At 46.4% G+C, this 14,065-nt stretch carries 15 protein-coding genes; 10 read left to right on the forward strand and 5 right to left on the reverse strand.

The window, feature by feature from the left end; genetic code table 11:
- The first annotated feature begins 45 nt into the window (after positions 1 to 45).
- From JHJ32_RS01460 to JHJ32_RS01470, 3 genes are read left to right on the forward strand one after another with little or no spacing between them, the layout of a single operon-like run.
- Entirely contained in the window at positions 46 to 1,032 is a 987-nt protein-coding gene (locus JHJ32_RS01460) for a hypothetical protein (RefSeq protein ID WP_200119341.1), read from the forward strand.
- Positions 1,033 to 1,911: a glycosyltransferase gene (locus tag JHJ32_RS01465; RefSeq protein WP_200119343.1), complete on the forward strand. Its 879-nt coding sequence runs from the start codon at positions 1,033 to 1,035 to the stop codon at positions 1,909 to 1,911.
- A complete protein-coding gene (locus JHJ32_RS01470) occupies positions 1,908 to 2,687 on the forward strand; it encodes a glycosyltransferase family 2 protein (protein WP_200119345.1) in 780 nt (259 codons plus the stop codon). Before JHJ32_RS01465 ends, JHJ32_RS01470 begins: the two co-directional genes overlap by 4 nt.
- Positions 2,688 to 2,691: 4 nt before the next feature.
- On the opposite strand, the gene JHJ32_RS01475 is transcribed toward JHJ32_RS01470, so the two are convergent.
- A complete protein-coding gene (locus tag JHJ32_RS01475; protein WP_200119348.1) occupies positions 2,692 to 3,666 on the reverse strand; it encodes a hypothetical protein in 975 nt (324 codons plus the stop codon).
- Positions 3,667 to 3,866: 200 nt separating this feature from the next.
- Between JHJ32_RS01475 and JHJ32_RS01480 the strand changes: the two genes are divergently transcribed.
- Positions 3,867 to 4,979 carry a glycosyltransferase family 2 protein gene (locus JHJ32_RS01480; protein ID WP_200119351.1) on the forward strand — a complete coding sequence of 371 codons (1,113 nt, stop codon included), beginning with the start codon at positions 3,867 to 3,869 and terminating at the stop codon, positions 4,977 to 4,979.
- Positions 4,980 to 5,237: 258 nt separating this feature from the next.
- The gene (locus JHJ32_RS01485) at positions 5,238 to 5,516 is read left to right on the forward strand and encodes a hypothetical protein (protein WP_200119353.1); all 279 of its coding nucleotides are present in this window, start codon (positions 5,238 to 5,240) and stop codon (positions 5,514 to 5,516) included.
- Positions 5,517 to 5,572: 56 nt separating this feature from the next.
- On the opposite strand, the gene JHJ32_RS01490 is transcribed toward JHJ32_RS01485, so the two are convergent.
- Positions 5,573 to 6,538: a glycosyltransferase family 10 domain-containing protein gene (locus JHJ32_RS01490; RefSeq protein WP_079714849.1), complete on the reverse strand. Its 966-nt coding sequence runs from the start codon at positions 6,536 to 6,538 to the stop codon at positions 5,573 to 5,575.
- Positions 6,539 to 6,553: 15 nt separating this feature from the next.
- Entirely contained in the window at positions 6,554 to 7,354 is an 801-nt protein-coding gene (locus tag JHJ32_RS01495; protein ID WP_200119356.1) for a glycosyltransferase family 2 protein, read from the reverse strand.
- A 219-nt stretch (positions 7,355 to 7,573) separates the two neighbouring features.
- Between JHJ32_RS01495 and JHJ32_RS01500 the strand changes: the two genes are divergently transcribed.
- The 3 genes from JHJ32_RS01500 to JHJ32_RS01510 are packed head-to-tail and all read left to right on the forward strand — an operon-like array spanning position 7,574 to position 10,623.
- Positions 7,574 to 8,059, forward strand: coding sequence for a histidine phosphatase family protein (locus JHJ32_RS01500; protein ID WP_079715370.1), 486 nt, complete (start codon positions 7,574 to 7,576; stop codon positions 8,057 to 8,059).
- A gap of 19 nt (positions 8,060 to 8,078) precedes the next feature.
- Positions 8,079 to 10,085 carry a thioredoxin domain-containing protein gene (locus tag JHJ32_RS01505; protein ID WP_200119359.1) on the forward strand — a complete coding sequence of 669 codons (2,007 nt, stop codon included), beginning with the start codon at positions 8,079 to 8,081 and terminating at the stop codon, positions 10,083 to 10,085.
- Between the two features lie 40 nt (positions 10,086 to 10,125).
- On the forward strand, positions 10,126 to 10,623 hold the full coding sequence (locus JHJ32_RS01510; RefSeq protein ID WP_200119362.1) for a peptidylprolyl isomerase: 498 nt from the start codon (positions 10,126 to 10,128) through the stop codon (positions 10,621 to 10,623).
- Positions 10,624 to 10,627: 4 nt separating this feature from the next.
- Here JHJ32_RS01510 and mnmD read toward each other — a convergent pair whose 3' ends face one another.
- Positions 10,628 to 11,299, reverse strand: coding sequence for a tRNA (5-methylaminomethyl-2-thiouridine)(34)-methyltransferase MnmD (gene mnmD / locus JHJ32_RS01515; protein ID WP_079714852.1), 672 nt, complete (start codon positions 11,297 to 11,299; stop codon positions 10,628 to 10,630).
- A 44-nt stretch (positions 11,300 to 11,343) separates the two neighbouring features.
- Here mnmD and JHJ32_RS01520 point away from each other — a divergent pair, with 44 nt between their 5' ends.
- Both JHJ32_RS01520 and arfB read left to right on the forward strand, forming a co-directional pair.
- Positions 11,344 to 12,612, forward strand: coding sequence for a dicarboxylate/amino acid:cation symporter (locus tag JHJ32_RS01520; RefSeq protein ID WP_200119364.1), 1,269 nt, complete (start codon positions 11,344 to 11,346; stop codon positions 12,610 to 12,612).
- Positions 12,581 to 13,018: an alternative ribosome rescue aminoacyl-tRNA hydrolase ArfB gene (gene arfB / locus JHJ32_RS01525; protein ID WP_233632426.1), complete on the forward strand. Its 438-nt coding sequence runs from the start codon at positions 12,581 to 12,583 to the stop codon at positions 13,016 to 13,018. Before JHJ32_RS01520 ends, arfB begins: the two co-directional genes overlap by 32 nt.
- Here arfB and JHJ32_RS01530 read toward each other — a convergent pair.
- Positions 13,015 to 13,977 carry a lipid A deacylase LpxR family protein gene (locus JHJ32_RS01530; protein WP_255539689.1) on the reverse strand — a complete coding sequence of 321 codons (963 nt, stop codon included), beginning with the start codon at positions 13,975 to 13,977 and terminating at the stop codon, positions 13,015 to 13,017. The two genes, arfB and JHJ32_RS01530, sit on opposite strands and share 4 nt — an antisense overlap.
- Positions 13,978 to 14,065: the final 88 nt, after the last annotated feature.

Below are 14,065 nucleotides of genomic sequence, written 5' to 3' on the forward strand. Positions count from 1 at the left end.
AGGTAAAAACGATAGTATACAAAGTGAACGAAGACTATTGTCGATATGAGTGCATTAACAGAAACCCCCAAACAGGTGCTGGTGGGAACAAACCATCTTATACAGGTAGGAGGCTCTGAATTATATACTTATGATTTATTGAAAGAACTCAATCGCCGCGAAGATGTTGAGGTTGAATATTTTGCTTTAGAGATTGGCGAAATGGCCGATCGTATAGAAGAAGAGGTAGGGGTTACTTTCATGTCAAAAAATCATTATGACTTGATGCTGGTTTCCCACAATACCACTGTTAAAGCATTAAGTCATTTTAAGGAAGGGTTGATTACTCAAGTTTGTCACTCTGCGACTGTTGAGCTGGAACAGCCGTCACCTTATGCCGATTATCACGTGGGTATAACTGAAGAAGTATGTGAAAGCCTCTCTAAAAAAGGTTACCCTAATGATTTGGTATTGAATGGAATTGATGTTGATCAGAAGTGCCCAATGAAAGAAGTCAATAAGGATTTGAAGGTAGTGTTATCGCTTTGCCAAAGTGATGACGCCAATGAGCTACTGGCCAATGTCTGCGACAAACAGGGGGTTGAGTTCGTGCATTTCAACAAGCATAAGAATCCCACGTTTAATATTGAAAATAAAATCAATGAGGCAGACTTAGTTGTTGGTATTGGACGTTCTGTATACGACGCAATGGCTTGTGGGCGCCCCTGTATTGTGTTCGATAACCGCAATTACAATGGTAACCGCGCTGACGGATATTTGGAACCTGAGTTGTTCGAAGAGTTTGTACAAACCAACTGTTCAGGGCGCTACCATAATCTTACCTTTACTGAAGACGATTTGATGCGAGAATTTGAACGATTTAAACCACAAGATGGTGAAAAGCTACGACAGATCGCAGAAGAAAAATTGGATGTGCGTACTACCACGGAACAGTTACTTCAAACGCCAAACCGAATAAACTGGAAAATGAGATGGCGTAAAAGTGCTCGTGCCTTTTTTAATAGTAATCTCAATTCATCATCTGTAGTTTAAATGATTTCTATTGTCATTTCGTCTGTAAATGCGAAACAGTTGGACCGTGTTAGCGGAAACATCAACAGGACCATAGGCGTTCCTTATGAAATAATCGCGTTTGAAAATGCTGAGGGAAAATATGGGATTGCCGAGATTTATAACGATGGCGTTAGAAAAGCAAAATATGACATGCTATGTTTTACTCATGAAGATGTTGAGTTTCATACGAACAATTGGGGTAAGGTGGTGTTAAACATTTTTGAGGGGCGTTTAAATTTGGGCCTAATTGGACTTTCCGGAAGTACTATTAAATCATCAGTACCGGGGGGAGGAGACAATATATTAGGGACTAACTTTACAAATCTTATTCAGTATTATAAATTTGAAAAGCGACCTCCTCAGCATATATGTGAACCTCTAAATCCGCGCAAATCACTAAACCCTGTAGTATTTGTCGATGGAGTTTGGTTTTGTTGTCCTAAGAAAATAGCCGAACAATATCCGTTTGACGAAACATTAAAGGGGTTCCATGGTTACGACATAGATTTTTCGTTAGCTGTAGGTGAAGCATATGAAGTGGCCGTTACTTTTGATGTTTTATTGAGTCATTACTCAGAGGGAAACTTTTCAAAAGAATGGTTAGATGCTATGCTTTACATCCATCGAAAACGAAAAAAGCAGTTGCCTAAATATAGGGAATTGTATCCGGATTTGTCTGTTCAATCGGCTGAAAAAAAGACTTTTAAGTATCTGTTGAGGAAATATCGAGACAACGTTGGAATTACTTTGTTAGACGGGGTAGAAATTTTAAACAGTAGTAATATACGTAGCTTAGGGCTTTTGCTTTATATCAAACTTTACTATTATGTAATTAAAATACTGTTATTTCGCAAATGACCAAAAGGAATCTAATTGCAAATATACGCAAAACTGATGGTAAGCGTGATAGGCCAGTGATTAGCATTATCATAGCAACTTATAATGCCGAGCATTGCTTGTCTGATTGTTTGGTATCAATTGCAAACCAATCTTTTCGGGAAATGGAGGTTGTCGTGATAGATGGAGGCAGTACAGATCGCACAGTCGATTTGTTGAAGGCTGCGGAGATAGATAAGCTTCGATGGATTAGTGAGCCAGACAAGGGAATTTATGATGCATTAAACAAAGGAGTCCGTGTAGCGAATGGGAGATGGCTACATTTCCTTGGTGCCGATGATAGGTTATTACCCGGGTTCAGTGAGTTAGCATTTAAATTGACTGATGAAGATACTGTTTATTACGGAAATAGTGAGCCGGCGGATCGTTTGCCACAAGGAGCGTTTTCAAACTATCGACTCGCAAAATATTGCATGAATCATCAATCTATTCTCTATCCCGCTCGTGTTTTTAAAAAGTATAGGTATGATTTAAAGTACAAGGTGTTTGCAGACTATGCGCTCAACATCTGCGTTTGGGGAGACAGCGACTTCATAAAAAAGCACTTCCCAATCACTGTCGTAAAGTACCAGATGGACGGCTTTTCATCAACTACGATAGATATCCAATTCCTAAAAGACCGAGAGCGTTTGATTAGGAGATACTTTGGGCTAGTTGTATATTTAAGGTACCTATATAAGAAGTACAAAACCCGTAATATTTCAGGAGGAATAGACCCGGGCGTTACGGGGAGATAGGTAGTTATTTTTTTTTGCCGAATAGTTTCTTTAGCACCCCCTTTTTTCGCCAAGCTTCGTTTTCTTTTGTCTTTATATAGGTTGTTCGTATTAACGAATATTTGCTTTCAAAGGTTTGATAAAACATGTATTTGTTCTGCTTTATTTCCGTATTATAATCTTCATAAAGGGCTTGAAGATCGGGGCGCTGTGTAAGTGTGTAGCGATCGTAATGAAATAAAGGAAGTTCATTTGAGTCTACTTTGAACGAACTAAAATGATAGAAAATCAATGGCTCTTCATTGTTGACGAAGTAATTTCCGTCAATTTTCGTTAGTTCTCGCTCATGCAGATTCCAAGGAGCCATATTTAACCCCTTGTGATGCAGTATTTTTACTCCATCGAAAAATACCGGAACATGATTTATGGGAAGTTGATCGACGAAAAGGCCGTCTTCGGTTTTGAAATATCCCGCTTCATATGTCCGGTATTTCCACCATTTGACTAATTTGTTTGCCGCTTCAGACTGTCGAAGCGCAATAAATCCAAGATTATAAATCCCATACTTCAAAAAAGTGTTCTCTCCAGGTTTTTTTCCATCTATAGGGATAGGAGTATAAATATGTGGAGTTAATAAAATTGGGTGTTTCTGCATTGCATCGTATAAAATTGTCAGTGGGTGATATAATTTTATGTCTGGGTCTAGGTAAATAATCGTTTCGGCGTTCCGTTCTTCAAACAGATACTCGATTACGCGAGGCTTTACCGCGGTATTTAATTCAATGATGTTGTACTTTTTTGCTAAAGCTTCGATCTGGGGTTCAATAATTGCGAGCGTTATAATTTCTGCATTTATTTCTCTATAGTTTATTTCTTCTTGCCTTTTATCGCAAAGTGCAATAACAAATTTGGTTTGAGGTTGATATTTTTTTATAGAATTAGCTAATATAGAAGCTTGGGCTAAATAATTGTTTGAACAGACTGTGAAAATGAAATCCATATATTAGGTGCAACGGTATTAATGTTATTTACCTCATTTGGTGTGTTCATACATTGAGATATTCAAAGATAGCATTTTATCAGAATAAGTTGCTTTTTTTAGTGATGGAGCTTGTATGAATTGTTGCTTAGTCTTCACTTTTTTGCACAATGCCCATACAATTTATTTACTACCTGAGTATAACACTATATTTGCAGTACATGGAAGATCTGAACACCATCGATATCGTCATCCCCTCATACCGGTTGGAAAAAGAGTATATTTTGCCCCTTATCCGTTTGCCCAAACCGGAAGGATGGGTGTTTAACTATTACATTGTCGTAGACAACCCCCAGGTTATCGTCGATGAAGAAATTGCCCGGTTGGCCGCGGCCGGCGATATTGCCTTACTCATCAACCCTACCAACCTCGGCGCTTCTACCAGTCGGAACAGGGGGTTGGAGGCAGGGAGTGGCCAGTGGATTTTGTTCCTCGATGATGATATCAAAGCGGATGAAATGCTCCTGCACCAGTATGTAGATGCAATAGCACGATATCCGGACGAGATTGGGTACATTGGTCTGGTGAAGTTGCCTCCGCCGCCCACAGCATTTGCCCGGGCGCTGGTTATCAATGGGTCGATGATGATATTTGGTATAGCCGAAGAAACGGATACCTTCGCTTGGGGTGCTACGGCCAACGTGATGGTAAGGAGGGAGGCCGTCGGATCGACCAGGTTTTCTACAGACTATCCGAAATCTGGCGGTGGCGAAGATGTCGATTTCTTTTTGAATGTGCGGGACAACAACCATTCACGCAATTATAAAACATTGCAGGAGGCCGTCGTTTACCATCCTTGGTGGGACGGCGGGCGGGCGTCTTTCAAGCGTCCTTTCCGGTATGGGGTAGGCAACAGTTATCTTAGCCAATTTATCTCAAAATATGCCTACTATGATTTTCCAAATACACCGGAAGCGCTTTTCCTGCTGTTGCTGGCATTGCCTTTCATTGCTTTTTTAGCTCCGGCCTACCTGGGGTCGTGGTTGCTGCTGTTTATCGGGATTGGTTTCGCGGAGGTCATTGCAACACTTTTCCAAGCGGCCAAGCGCAAAGCACCGTTGAGTGCAGCAGTCGCCTACTACCTGGTGCCTCTTAAGCTGGCTTATGAGACCGGTTTACTCTGGGGCAACATCGCCCGGTTTAGGTTTAAGGGGATCGGCGCTCGGTTTGAATATAAAGGCCAAGTGCGTGGCAATGGATTTTTCCGATTCAACACCTACAAGATTGTCAAGTGGGTGCTTTATTTGATTTTTTTTGTTTTGCTATTTGGCTGACAAACATCTCTGCTTTAGGACAAGTTTGATTTAGTCGCGGTGCGAACCTGGCCACTTTTCAAATGCCTCCAGCGGATCATCGCCCTTTGCAGACAAACGCCTGATCTTTTGTATGAAATTTTTTTAGCTTTGCGCAGCTTACAAAAAGCTCTTCGATGTTATTCAATGATCAGACTCGTTAAGCCAATTTTATTTTTGGTAGCAATAAGTGCAATCACCGCGTGTGGTGCGATTAAAAGTTCATTTAAATCCGTGGATATGTCAAAAATCAGCATTGGGATGTCCAAAGCGGATGTTTTGCAAGCGCTTGGGAAGAAACCAGATAATGTTATTGGGGCAAAGCAATACGAAAACGGTGTGATGGAAGTGGTGCAATACAGTGGTCCCGCTAACCTACATGCGGCAAACCCTAATACCATAGAAACTTATTGGCTGTACTTCTTCGACGATCGCCTCGTGGAATGGGGCAAGCCATTGTCCGACTGGGAAATCTATGTAACGCGTATTTATGAAACAAGGTGCCGGACAGCACCGTGATCGAAGTTTTAAGATTATTTCCATCAACTGCCCCACAGGTTCGATGGGATCTTGCATCAGCTGCCCTCGAATAATTGCTGAAGCCTTTGCCGCAATAAAGCTATACGATGTGCAATGTATTCCGCCGCCGTCGGTTTGAACTTTGGCTGCGCTAAGAACGCTGCATATTTTCTCGGGTTACGGTATAAATCTTCAACCTGCTGCGTTAAAGTCCCGACGCTGCCACGACCGTTGTAAAACAAGATAGCATCCGGATTAAGCACCTCGGGTTCCGGGTTGTTGTCGCTGCCCCAATAGATGGGAACGGTGTCGGCTTGGATCGCCTGAAAGATCTTCTCGGTGACATACCCGGGATGATTGGTGTTTTCCGGACAGATATTAAACTGGAAGGCTTGCAGAAAATGTGTTTTGTCGTCGTTATACTGCGTTTGGAGTATGTCCGTATTGGTTAAGTAAGTACCCGCGCTGGCTATTGGAGCGACGGTGCTCAGTGCTTTAAAAAGCCTGCCTCTAATACCATTTTTATCATGACTGCATACCATGGAGCAAAACTGGCGAGCATCGATGCTTATTGGTTTCGGCAAGACAAATTGGTCAAGTGTCCGTTGGATAGCGCGCTGGGTTTGTCCGCCGCCAAAGAAATAAAATATCCATATTGGAAAACGGATGTAATTCGGGTGCCTGATGTCGTCAAACCCGAGCGATAGATCTACATCCGGCAAGCAATGGTCCCGGTATTCATGGAAACGCCTCACGTTCTCGCCGGTATAAAATACTTTAATGCTGCTATGGCTGTCAGTTATCAGCTTTCTGGGGCCGAAAACTGAGCTTAATAAAAGCGTTCTTTCAGTAGTTAAGTATTGAGAAAAGTGTTGGCGGACAAACTGGTAGAGCCAAATTTCATCACGTTTTTGGGATGTCCAAAAGTTAAGTAGTTCAATATGGTTTTCATCCGGCTGGTATTGATAAAACGCCGGTTGGCGGTACCATCCTAACTTTTGGAAAAAACGCTTGATATGCATACGATGTACGCGGTGCTATGCCTCAGCCAGTGCATAATAACCGTTTGCACAGCGTTTCAGCCCCAACGAAAGCACTTCTTCATAAAAGTGTTTGTTGTGCTTTTCATGTGCCCTCGAATTGAGCTCGTGGTGGATGTGGTAACAAACCGCGGCGAGTTTAAGGTGTCGCTTCTTGATGCCGTTGTTAATGAAGCGTGCAGCGAGCTCGATGTCCTCATGGCCCCAGCCGGTCAGGTTGTTATTATATCCATTCACCAGTTCGAAATCCGATTTCCAGAAAGCCATGTTGCAGCCTTTTACATCGGCAGGCGACCAGGGGTTTGTTCTGATCAGCCTGGACAAAAACGGCAGCCTCACGGCATTAAAGCGGTGTTCGACCCCTTTCGACATAGAATGAAACTTAATGCGTTTGTTTTGCTGAATAAGCAGCGATGTGTCTTCGTTGACCATCGCTCGGCTTCCACGGACAAATTGCCCGGGCTTGGCTGCCGCCAAATGATCTTTTACAAAGGAGTTGTGAACGATGATATCGCCATCGATTTGGATAATGTATTCCCCTTTGGCTTCCTGTATCGCAGCATTGAGGATAATGGTCTTCCTAAACCCGTCGTCCGGATGCCATACGTGCTTGATTGGAATAGGCGAGCTGGCTTGATAGCGGTCAATCAGTAGCCGGGTTTCAGCTCGCGACCCATCATCGGCGATGATAATTTCATCAGGCATCGTGCGCTGTGCCAATAAACTCTTTAAGCACAAATCCAAAGCCTCCGGCCAATTATATGTGGATACAATACATGAACAAGATGGATATGCCATTTCTCTCGGTTTTATTAAGGGCTAACGGAATTGAATGAAGCAACGCTACACCCATTCCTGCCTTTTGTTCTTCCACGCAACGCTGCTTTGTCTGGTATTTTGCAAATTAGCAGCATGCCGTTAACGGAATATGGCAGAAAAAAAGGCAAAACATGTGCCAAAATTACCGACAACGAGGGCATGATTATTGTCCGAACGTGGGTAAGAAACGAAGTAGTTATGGCCAAACATTTATTCGTCATCCGGCATGCGAAATCAGATTGGAGTTTTGATGTTAGCGACTTTGACCGACCACTGAATGCCCGTGGGTTTAAAAATGCACCTCAGATGGCAATACGTTTGGGCAGCCATACCGTTCAGCCACAACAACTCGTTAGCAGCCCGGCCAAACGGGCCATCACTACGGCGCAGATATTTGCCGAGCACTTAGCGGTGCCGGTGAGTGACATCCAGACCGACAACCGTATCTATGAAGCGCTACCGGATACGTTGCTCCAAGTCATCAACGAATTGAGTGATGACTACAGCAGTGTAGCGCTTTTCGGACATAACCCCGGAATCACCCTGTTGGCTAATTACTTGGCTAATGATGACATTTATAACGTGCCTACTTGCGGCATCGTACATATCCGGTTCGATGACATCGATGATTGGGCGTCCGTAAGCGGGGGAACAGGAATTAATGCTTGGTTTGTTTATCCATAACGATTACCTTTATTGTCACATGCCCAATAAACTTCATAACGAAACATCGCCTTACCTACGGCAGCATCAGCACAATCCGGTGGCGTGGTATCCATGGGGTGCGGAAGCACTGAACAAAGCCAAGGCAGAAAATAAGCTGCTCATCGTCAGCATCGGTTATTCAGCCTGCCATTGGTGCCATGTGATGGAGCGCGAGAGTTTTGAAAACGAGGATATCGCGGCCGTGATGAACGCGCATTTTGTGTCGGTCAAAGTAGACCGCGAAGAGCGGCCCGACATCGACCAGATTTACATGATTGCCGTGCAGCTGATGACCAATCAAGGGGGATGGCCACTCAATTGCGTCTGCCTGCCCGATGGGCGGCCAATTTATGGGGGTACCTATTTCCGCCCGGATGACTGGCGGAATGTCTTGCTGCAATTAAATGAAATGTGGCGCGAGCGGCCGGAAGTGGCCTATGACTACGCCGATCGATTGACTGCGGGCGTCAGGCAGAGTGAGCAATTGCCTATAAACCGCATCCCTGAAGCATATTCGACGGACGATCTGCAAGCCGTTGTCACGCCCTGGAAGCGCCTTTTTGACAAGCAGGAGGGCGGCTATAAGCGCGTGCCTAAGTTTCCCTTGCCCAATAATTGGTTGTTTCTGTTGCGTTATGCTGTACTGGCGCAAGATAGCGACGTGTTGGAGCATGTGCATTTTACCCTTCAAAAAATTGCTTCTGGAGGCATCTACGACCATGTGGGTGGTGGGTTCGCCCGCTACGCGGTAGATGGGCAATGGCATATCCCGCACTTCGAAAAAATGTTATATGACAATGCGCAGTTGGTCAGTCTATATGCGGAGGCTTGGCAACAGCGCCCCATTGAGCAATATAAGCGGGTGGTGGCCGAAACTTTGGAGTGGGTGCTGCGCGAAATGACCAGCCCCCAAGGCGGGTTTTACTGTGCGCTGGACGCGGATAGTGAAGGCGTGGAAGGCAAGTTCTATACGTTTCACCAATCCGAGATCGCACAAATACTGGGAGCCGATGCCGAGTTGTTTATCCGTTACTTCGGTGTTACCGAAGAAGGCAACTGGGAAGAAGAACAAACGAATGTGCTGAAAATTGATGTCGAAGCAGACAAAATGGCACATGAGGCCGGTTTTTCCACCGAAGAATGGGAAAAGTACCTTGCCCAGAGCAAACAGCGGTTGCTTGATTACCGCAGTATACGCGTGCGCCCAGGATTGGATGATAAGCTGCTTGCGTCTTGGAATGGGCTGATGCTCAAGGGATTTGTAGATGCTTATCGGGTTTTTGATGTGCCAGCCTATTTGAAGGCCGCATTGGACAATGCGCAATTTATACGGCATTATTTGTATGCCAAAGACGGCGGCCTACTCCATCAACCCGAGGCAAATGGAAAAATAATTATGGGTTTCCTTGATGACTATGCGTGTTGCATCGAGGCCTTTGTATCGTTGTATGAAGCCACCTTCGATGAAACCTGGCTTTACGAGGCAAAACGGTTGATGGAGCATGTATTGAGCCATTTTTATGACCAAGAGGCGGCGGCATTTTATTTTACGTCGGCCACTGCCGAAGAGCTGATTGCCCGCAAACAGGAAATTATGGATAATGTTATCCCGTCTTCTACTTCCACCATTGTTCGGCAGCTTTACCGGTTGGGCTTGATTTTTGATAAACAGCAATATATAGCTATTGGCTCGCAGGTGTTGGCCAATGTGGTGCCCCATATGGAGGCTTATGGTTCGGCCTATTCCAATTGGGCTATACAACTGCTTGAGCAAGTTTATGGATGCTATGAAATTGTATTTACCGGTGCGGGCCATTCCGAGATGCGTAAGGAGCTCGACAACTATTACATCCCAAACAAAATCGTATTGGGAGGAACAAAGGAGACCCTTCCGTTGTTAGCAGGGAGGGTAGGACATGCAACAAAAGCCTATGTATGCCGTAACAAAACATGTAGCTTGCCCGTGGAGCATGTGGAAGAACTGTTGGAATTAATTACACAATGATAACTGGGGTATGCGTGCCATGCCCATAATTTTTAAAACAATGACTATAGAACCCAACAGCGTGGTGACGCTGACCTACAAACTCCACACCGTTGAAGATGGCAAGAGAACTTTTGTAGAGGAAGCCGGCAAGGACAACCCGCTGGATTTCCTGTACGGTGTGGGCATGATGTTGCCCAAATTTGAAGAAAACATAGCCGGGTTGGCGGCGGGTGATACAACGGATTTTGAACTGGCTGCGGAAGACGCATATGGCGAAGTCAACGAGCAAGCAATCGCTTCATTGCCTATCGACATGTTTAGGGAAAGCGGCATTCCCGCCGTCGGGCAGATTTTACCGCTGCAGGACAACCAGGGCAACCAATTCCGGGGCAAAGTGACGGAAGTCAGCCCTGAGGTGGTTGTCGTCGATCTCAATCATCCCATGGCCGGACAAAACCTGCATTTTTCCATCGAAGTGTTATCCGTTCGTGAGGCTACGCCCGATGAACTGGCACACGGGCATTCGCATGGCCCGGATGGCTCGCACAATCATTAGTAAATTAACTATTCTTTGTTGCCCTGAGCATCTCCCGTTTTCCAGGTGCTCCGGGTACTTTTTCAATAGCAAAGCCCAACGCACTCATCGCGCGTTTGAGGTGGCCGGTGATGGCGTAGGTAACGAATATACCGCCAGGTTTCAGGTATCCGCATACGTGCTTTAGTGTTTCAGCAGACCACATCTCCGGCTGGTGTACCGCCGCAAATGCATCAAAATAGAGGACGTCAAACCGCTTGCTGGTCACAAACTGCAACACATCAGTCGTCATAACTTCCAGCGAGCTTCCGGCTGCGAATGTTTGCGCTTGCCGCTGGCTGTTGGAATAGGATGATAGAAAGGAATGCCAAACCTCCCGCCCAACGTATGCGTCATAGCCGGTTTGTGAGATGATTTCGATGGGTAGTGGGTACGCCTCCACGCCCGTATAGTCCAACGTCACGGCATGCTGGATGCAATAGTCTGCGCTCAGCAGGAAGTTAAGCCCTGTACCGAAACCGATCTCCAGCACCGAAGCACGCCGAATAGCAGGTGACGCCAGGAAATGTTGTAATCCCATACCAAGGAATACATGCCTACTTTCCTGCACGGCACCGTGCCGCGAGTGATAATGTTCGCCTATATCGGGATGATACAACGTTTTTGAGCCGTCCGCCGTGACAACAAATTCCTTCATGTTGTGCAAACATAAAATAAATCCACTACTTTAGTGACGAAAATATGGAAAGGCAGACCTCCAACTTCTTGCGTAGTTACGGCAGTATCCTGCTCTTGTTGCTCGGCATCGTGGTAGGCAGCTTTGTCGGTGGTTTTTTTCCCGGCACCGTTGTCTGGATCAAGCCGTTGGGAGACGTCTTTCTTAACCTGTTGTTCGCCGCGGTCATTCCACTGTTGTTCTTTGCCATCGCCTCGGCCGTGGCCAATATAGACGGGTCGCAGAAGCTTGGGCGGATTATCTCCACCATGGCCGGCGTATTTTTGGGCACGATTCTCATAGCGGCTGTATGCACGATTATTGCGTTGTGGTTTTTTCCCGTCGAAGCGCCGCAAGCCGTTCAGGAGCCCGCAAGTACGTTGCTCGAGGACGATCCCAATGACACGTGGGGCGATAGGCTGGTGAGGTTTGTGACGGTTGATGAATTTTATAAGTTGCTTTCTCGCGAAAATATGCTGGCGTTTGTCATCTTCTCTTTTCTTTTAGGAGTTGCTGCTCAGCGATCGGGGGAGGCAGGTGCGCCGTTCAGAAGGTTTTTGTTGTCAGCAAATGAGGTCATGAAGCATTTGCTTATGCTCATTATGAAGGTCGCTCCCCTTGGTCTTGGTGCGTATTTTGCGTATCAGGTGGGGACCATTGGCCCTGCACTCTTTGGCTTTTATGCCAAGCCATTGGGGTTGTACTATCTTTTGGGCGCATTTTATTTTGCCGTGTTTTTCAGCTTTTATGCGTATGTGGCCGCGGGCAAAACCGGCGTACGCCGGTTTTGGAAAAATAATATCCTGCCTTCCGCTACGGCTATCAGTACGTGCAGCAGTATTGCGACGATGCCAGTCAATCTTGCCGCAGCGCCCGGCATGGGCATCCCCCCCGCGGTAGCCAACGTGGTGATTCCGCTGGGCACCACGTTGCATAAGAATGGTTCATCCATGTCCAGCATCATTAAGATCTATGTTGCTTTCGTGCTTATCGGCTGGGATTTTTTCGAACCGATGACCTTGCTGACGGCCTTAGGCATCACCGTATTGGTCAGCATCGTGGCGGGCGGCATCCCCAATGGTGGATACATTGGGGAGATGCTGATGATATCGGTGTACGGACTGCCCACGGAAGCCATTCCTGCGGTCATGATCATCGGTACCCTCGTAGACCCTATGGCCACGGTATTGAATGCCACGGGGGATACGGTGGCGGCGATGCTGGTCAGCCGCTTCGCTTTGGGCAAGCATGCAGTGCATTCAAATGAAGGGGGAGAAGCGGATGGCATGGAATAAGCAGCTCGATACGGAGGCCTTATTGCCCTATGTGCAATTTCAGACTTCCAGAAGCGGCGGCAGTGGCGGCCAGCATGTCAATAAGGTGGAAACCAAGGTCACCCTGCTGTTTGACATTGATGCCGCGCCGTTTTTTTCAGCAGACGAAAAGGAACATATCCGGAAACACCTATCGAGGCGCTTGCAAAGCAATGGATTATTGCAGGTGACCAGCCAGGAAACCCGCAGCCAACTGCAGAATAAAGAAATTGCACTGCAGAAGCTGGTTGAGCTATTGGCCAGTGCGACCCGGGTCAGGCAGCCCCGTAAAGCAACGAAGCCATCGAAGGCAGCCTTGGAAAAGCGTCTTGATGCCAAGCGGCGGCAGGCGCTGCGTAAGATCAACCGCAAAAAGGATTGGCTTTAAAACCTGTAGCTCATTCCCACCGAACCATAGCGATGCCTGAAAAACATTCCGGGGACCTCCTTCGTGTAGAAAATGTAATGCAGGCGGAGCGTAAGCGCACTCCGGGCATACATCACGCCAAACTGGTTGTACCACACCCAGCGCGCCGGGTCGTGTGTCACCGGCCCCTTGTCGCGCAGGAACATGCCCCCTTGGAGCGTAGCATTGTAGCCCACAAAATTCAGCAGCGGGCTGTAATAAAAAAACAGCTCATCGCCGACAGGCTTGGCCTTCGTTTGCAACCGGCTGGATGTGTAAGCGGATTGGTGGAGCGGGTTTAAACGTCCCAGCCGGATCGTCGGCGCGACGGATAATCCGGTATGATTTAAGCCCAATTTGGCTTCGGCTCCAGCCGATAGGTCAAACCATTGCCGCGCATTGCGATACAATAGTCTGCCATATTGAACCGCTGCGTCGATACCGAAGGCATTCTCCAGCTGGTATTCCCAGCCCGCGATCTCGTACAAGTTTAGCACGTTGTGGATGCCTTCCTGAAGCTGCCGTCCGAATGCACGCTGCCCGATGGTGCCGACTTCACCAGCCAAGGACACGAACGATTCGTTGGCAAAATACCGGTCAATATCCACCGCGAGGAAAAGATAAGCCGTTATCGGCCGGTCGACCTCCTCAATGTAGCGGATGTGCGCGGTATATGCATTGTATATTTTTTGCCCGATTGTGATGCCCCAAAGCCTGTTCACCTCGTTAGGTGACAGCGAAACGCTATCGACAGTTTTGCGGATATTGAAGAAAACACCGTTTGTATAGTATTGATCCTGTTTATTGAACAAATAAAGATCGTTGTCATTTCTGAAATTAAATTCAGATCGGGGTGTGTGTTGTGCAAGGCCTCCAGTGTAAACAAAAAATAGCACGGCCACGGCGTAAACTTTGGGACGACTATATAGGCTGTTGATCATGAATGGTGTAGCTGTATCTCGCCGTAGCAAACATACTGATTTTTTTGATGCTTTTGGTTATAAGCTATATGCATTAGCTTATACGCTT

Origin of the sequence: Parapedobacter sp. ISTM3 (assembly GCF_016533505.1) — a bacterium.
Classification (GTDB): domain Bacteria; phylum Bacteroidota; class Bacteroidia; order Sphingobacteriales; family Sphingobacteriaceae; genus Parapedobacter; species Parapedobacter luteus.

What these genes read in the sequence shown, in the direction of transcription:
- JHJ32_RS01510 (WP_200119362.1), top strand. Translation starts at nt 10,126, where the DNA reads ATGACTATAGAACCCAACAGCGTGGTGACGCTGACCTACAAACTCCAC.
- JHJ32_RS01470 (WP_200119345.1), top strand. Translation starts at nt 1,908, where the DNA reads ATGACCAAAAGGAATCTAATTGCAAATATACGCAAAACTGATGGTAAG.
- arfB (WP_233632426.1), top strand. Translation starts at nt 12,581, where the DNA reads ATGAAGGGGGAGAAGCGGATGGCATGGAATAAGCAGCTCGATACGGAG.
- JHJ32_RS01460 (WP_200119341.1), top strand. Translation starts at nt 46, where the DNA reads ATGAGTGCATTAACAGAAACCCCCAAACAGGTGCTGGTGGGAACAAAC.
- JHJ32_RS01480 (WP_200119351.1), top strand. Translation starts at nt 3,867, where the DNA reads ATGGAAGATCTGAACACCATCGATATCGTCATCCCCTCATACCGGTTG.
- JHJ32_RS01500 (WP_079715370.1), top strand. Translation starts at nt 7,574, where the DNA reads ATGGCCAAACATTTATTCGTCATCCGGCATGCGAAATCAGATTGGAGT.
- mnmD (WP_079714852.1), bottom strand. Translation starts at nt 11,299, where the DNA reads ATGAAGGAATTTGTTGTCACGGCGGACGGCTCAAAAACGTTGTATCAT.
- JHJ32_RS01475 (WP_200119348.1), bottom strand. Translation starts at nt 3,666, where the DNA reads ATGGATTTCATTTTCACAGTCTGTTCAAACAATTATTTAGCCCAAGCT.
- JHJ32_RS01530 (WP_255539689.1), bottom strand. Translation starts at nt 13,977, where the DNA reads ATGATCAACAGCCTATATAGTCGTCCCAAAGTTTACGCCGTGGCCGTG.
- JHJ32_RS01465 (WP_200119343.1), top strand. Translation starts at nt 1,033, where the DNA reads ATGATTTCTATTGTCATTTCGTCTGTAAATGCGAAACAGTTGGACCGT.
- JHJ32_RS01490 (WP_079714849.1), bottom strand. Translation starts at nt 6,538, where the DNA reads ATGCATATCAAGCGTTTTTTCCAAAAGTTAGGATGGTACCGCCAACCG.
- JHJ32_RS01485 (WP_200119353.1), top strand. Translation starts at nt 5,238, where the DNA reads ATGTCAAAAATCAGCATTGGGATGTCCAAAGCGGATGTTTTGCAAGCG.
- JHJ32_RS01520 (WP_200119364.1), top strand. Translation starts at nt 11,344, where the DNA reads ATGGAAAGGCAGACCTCCAACTTCTTGCGTAGTTACGGCAGTATCCTG.
- JHJ32_RS01505 (WP_200119359.1), top strand. Translation starts at nt 8,079, where the DNA reads ATGCCCAATAAACTTCATAACGAAACATCGCCTTACCTACGGCAGCAT.
- JHJ32_RS01495 (WP_200119356.1), bottom strand. Translation starts at nt 7,354, where the DNA reads ATGGCATATCCATCTTGTTCATGTATTGTATCCACATATAATTGGCCG.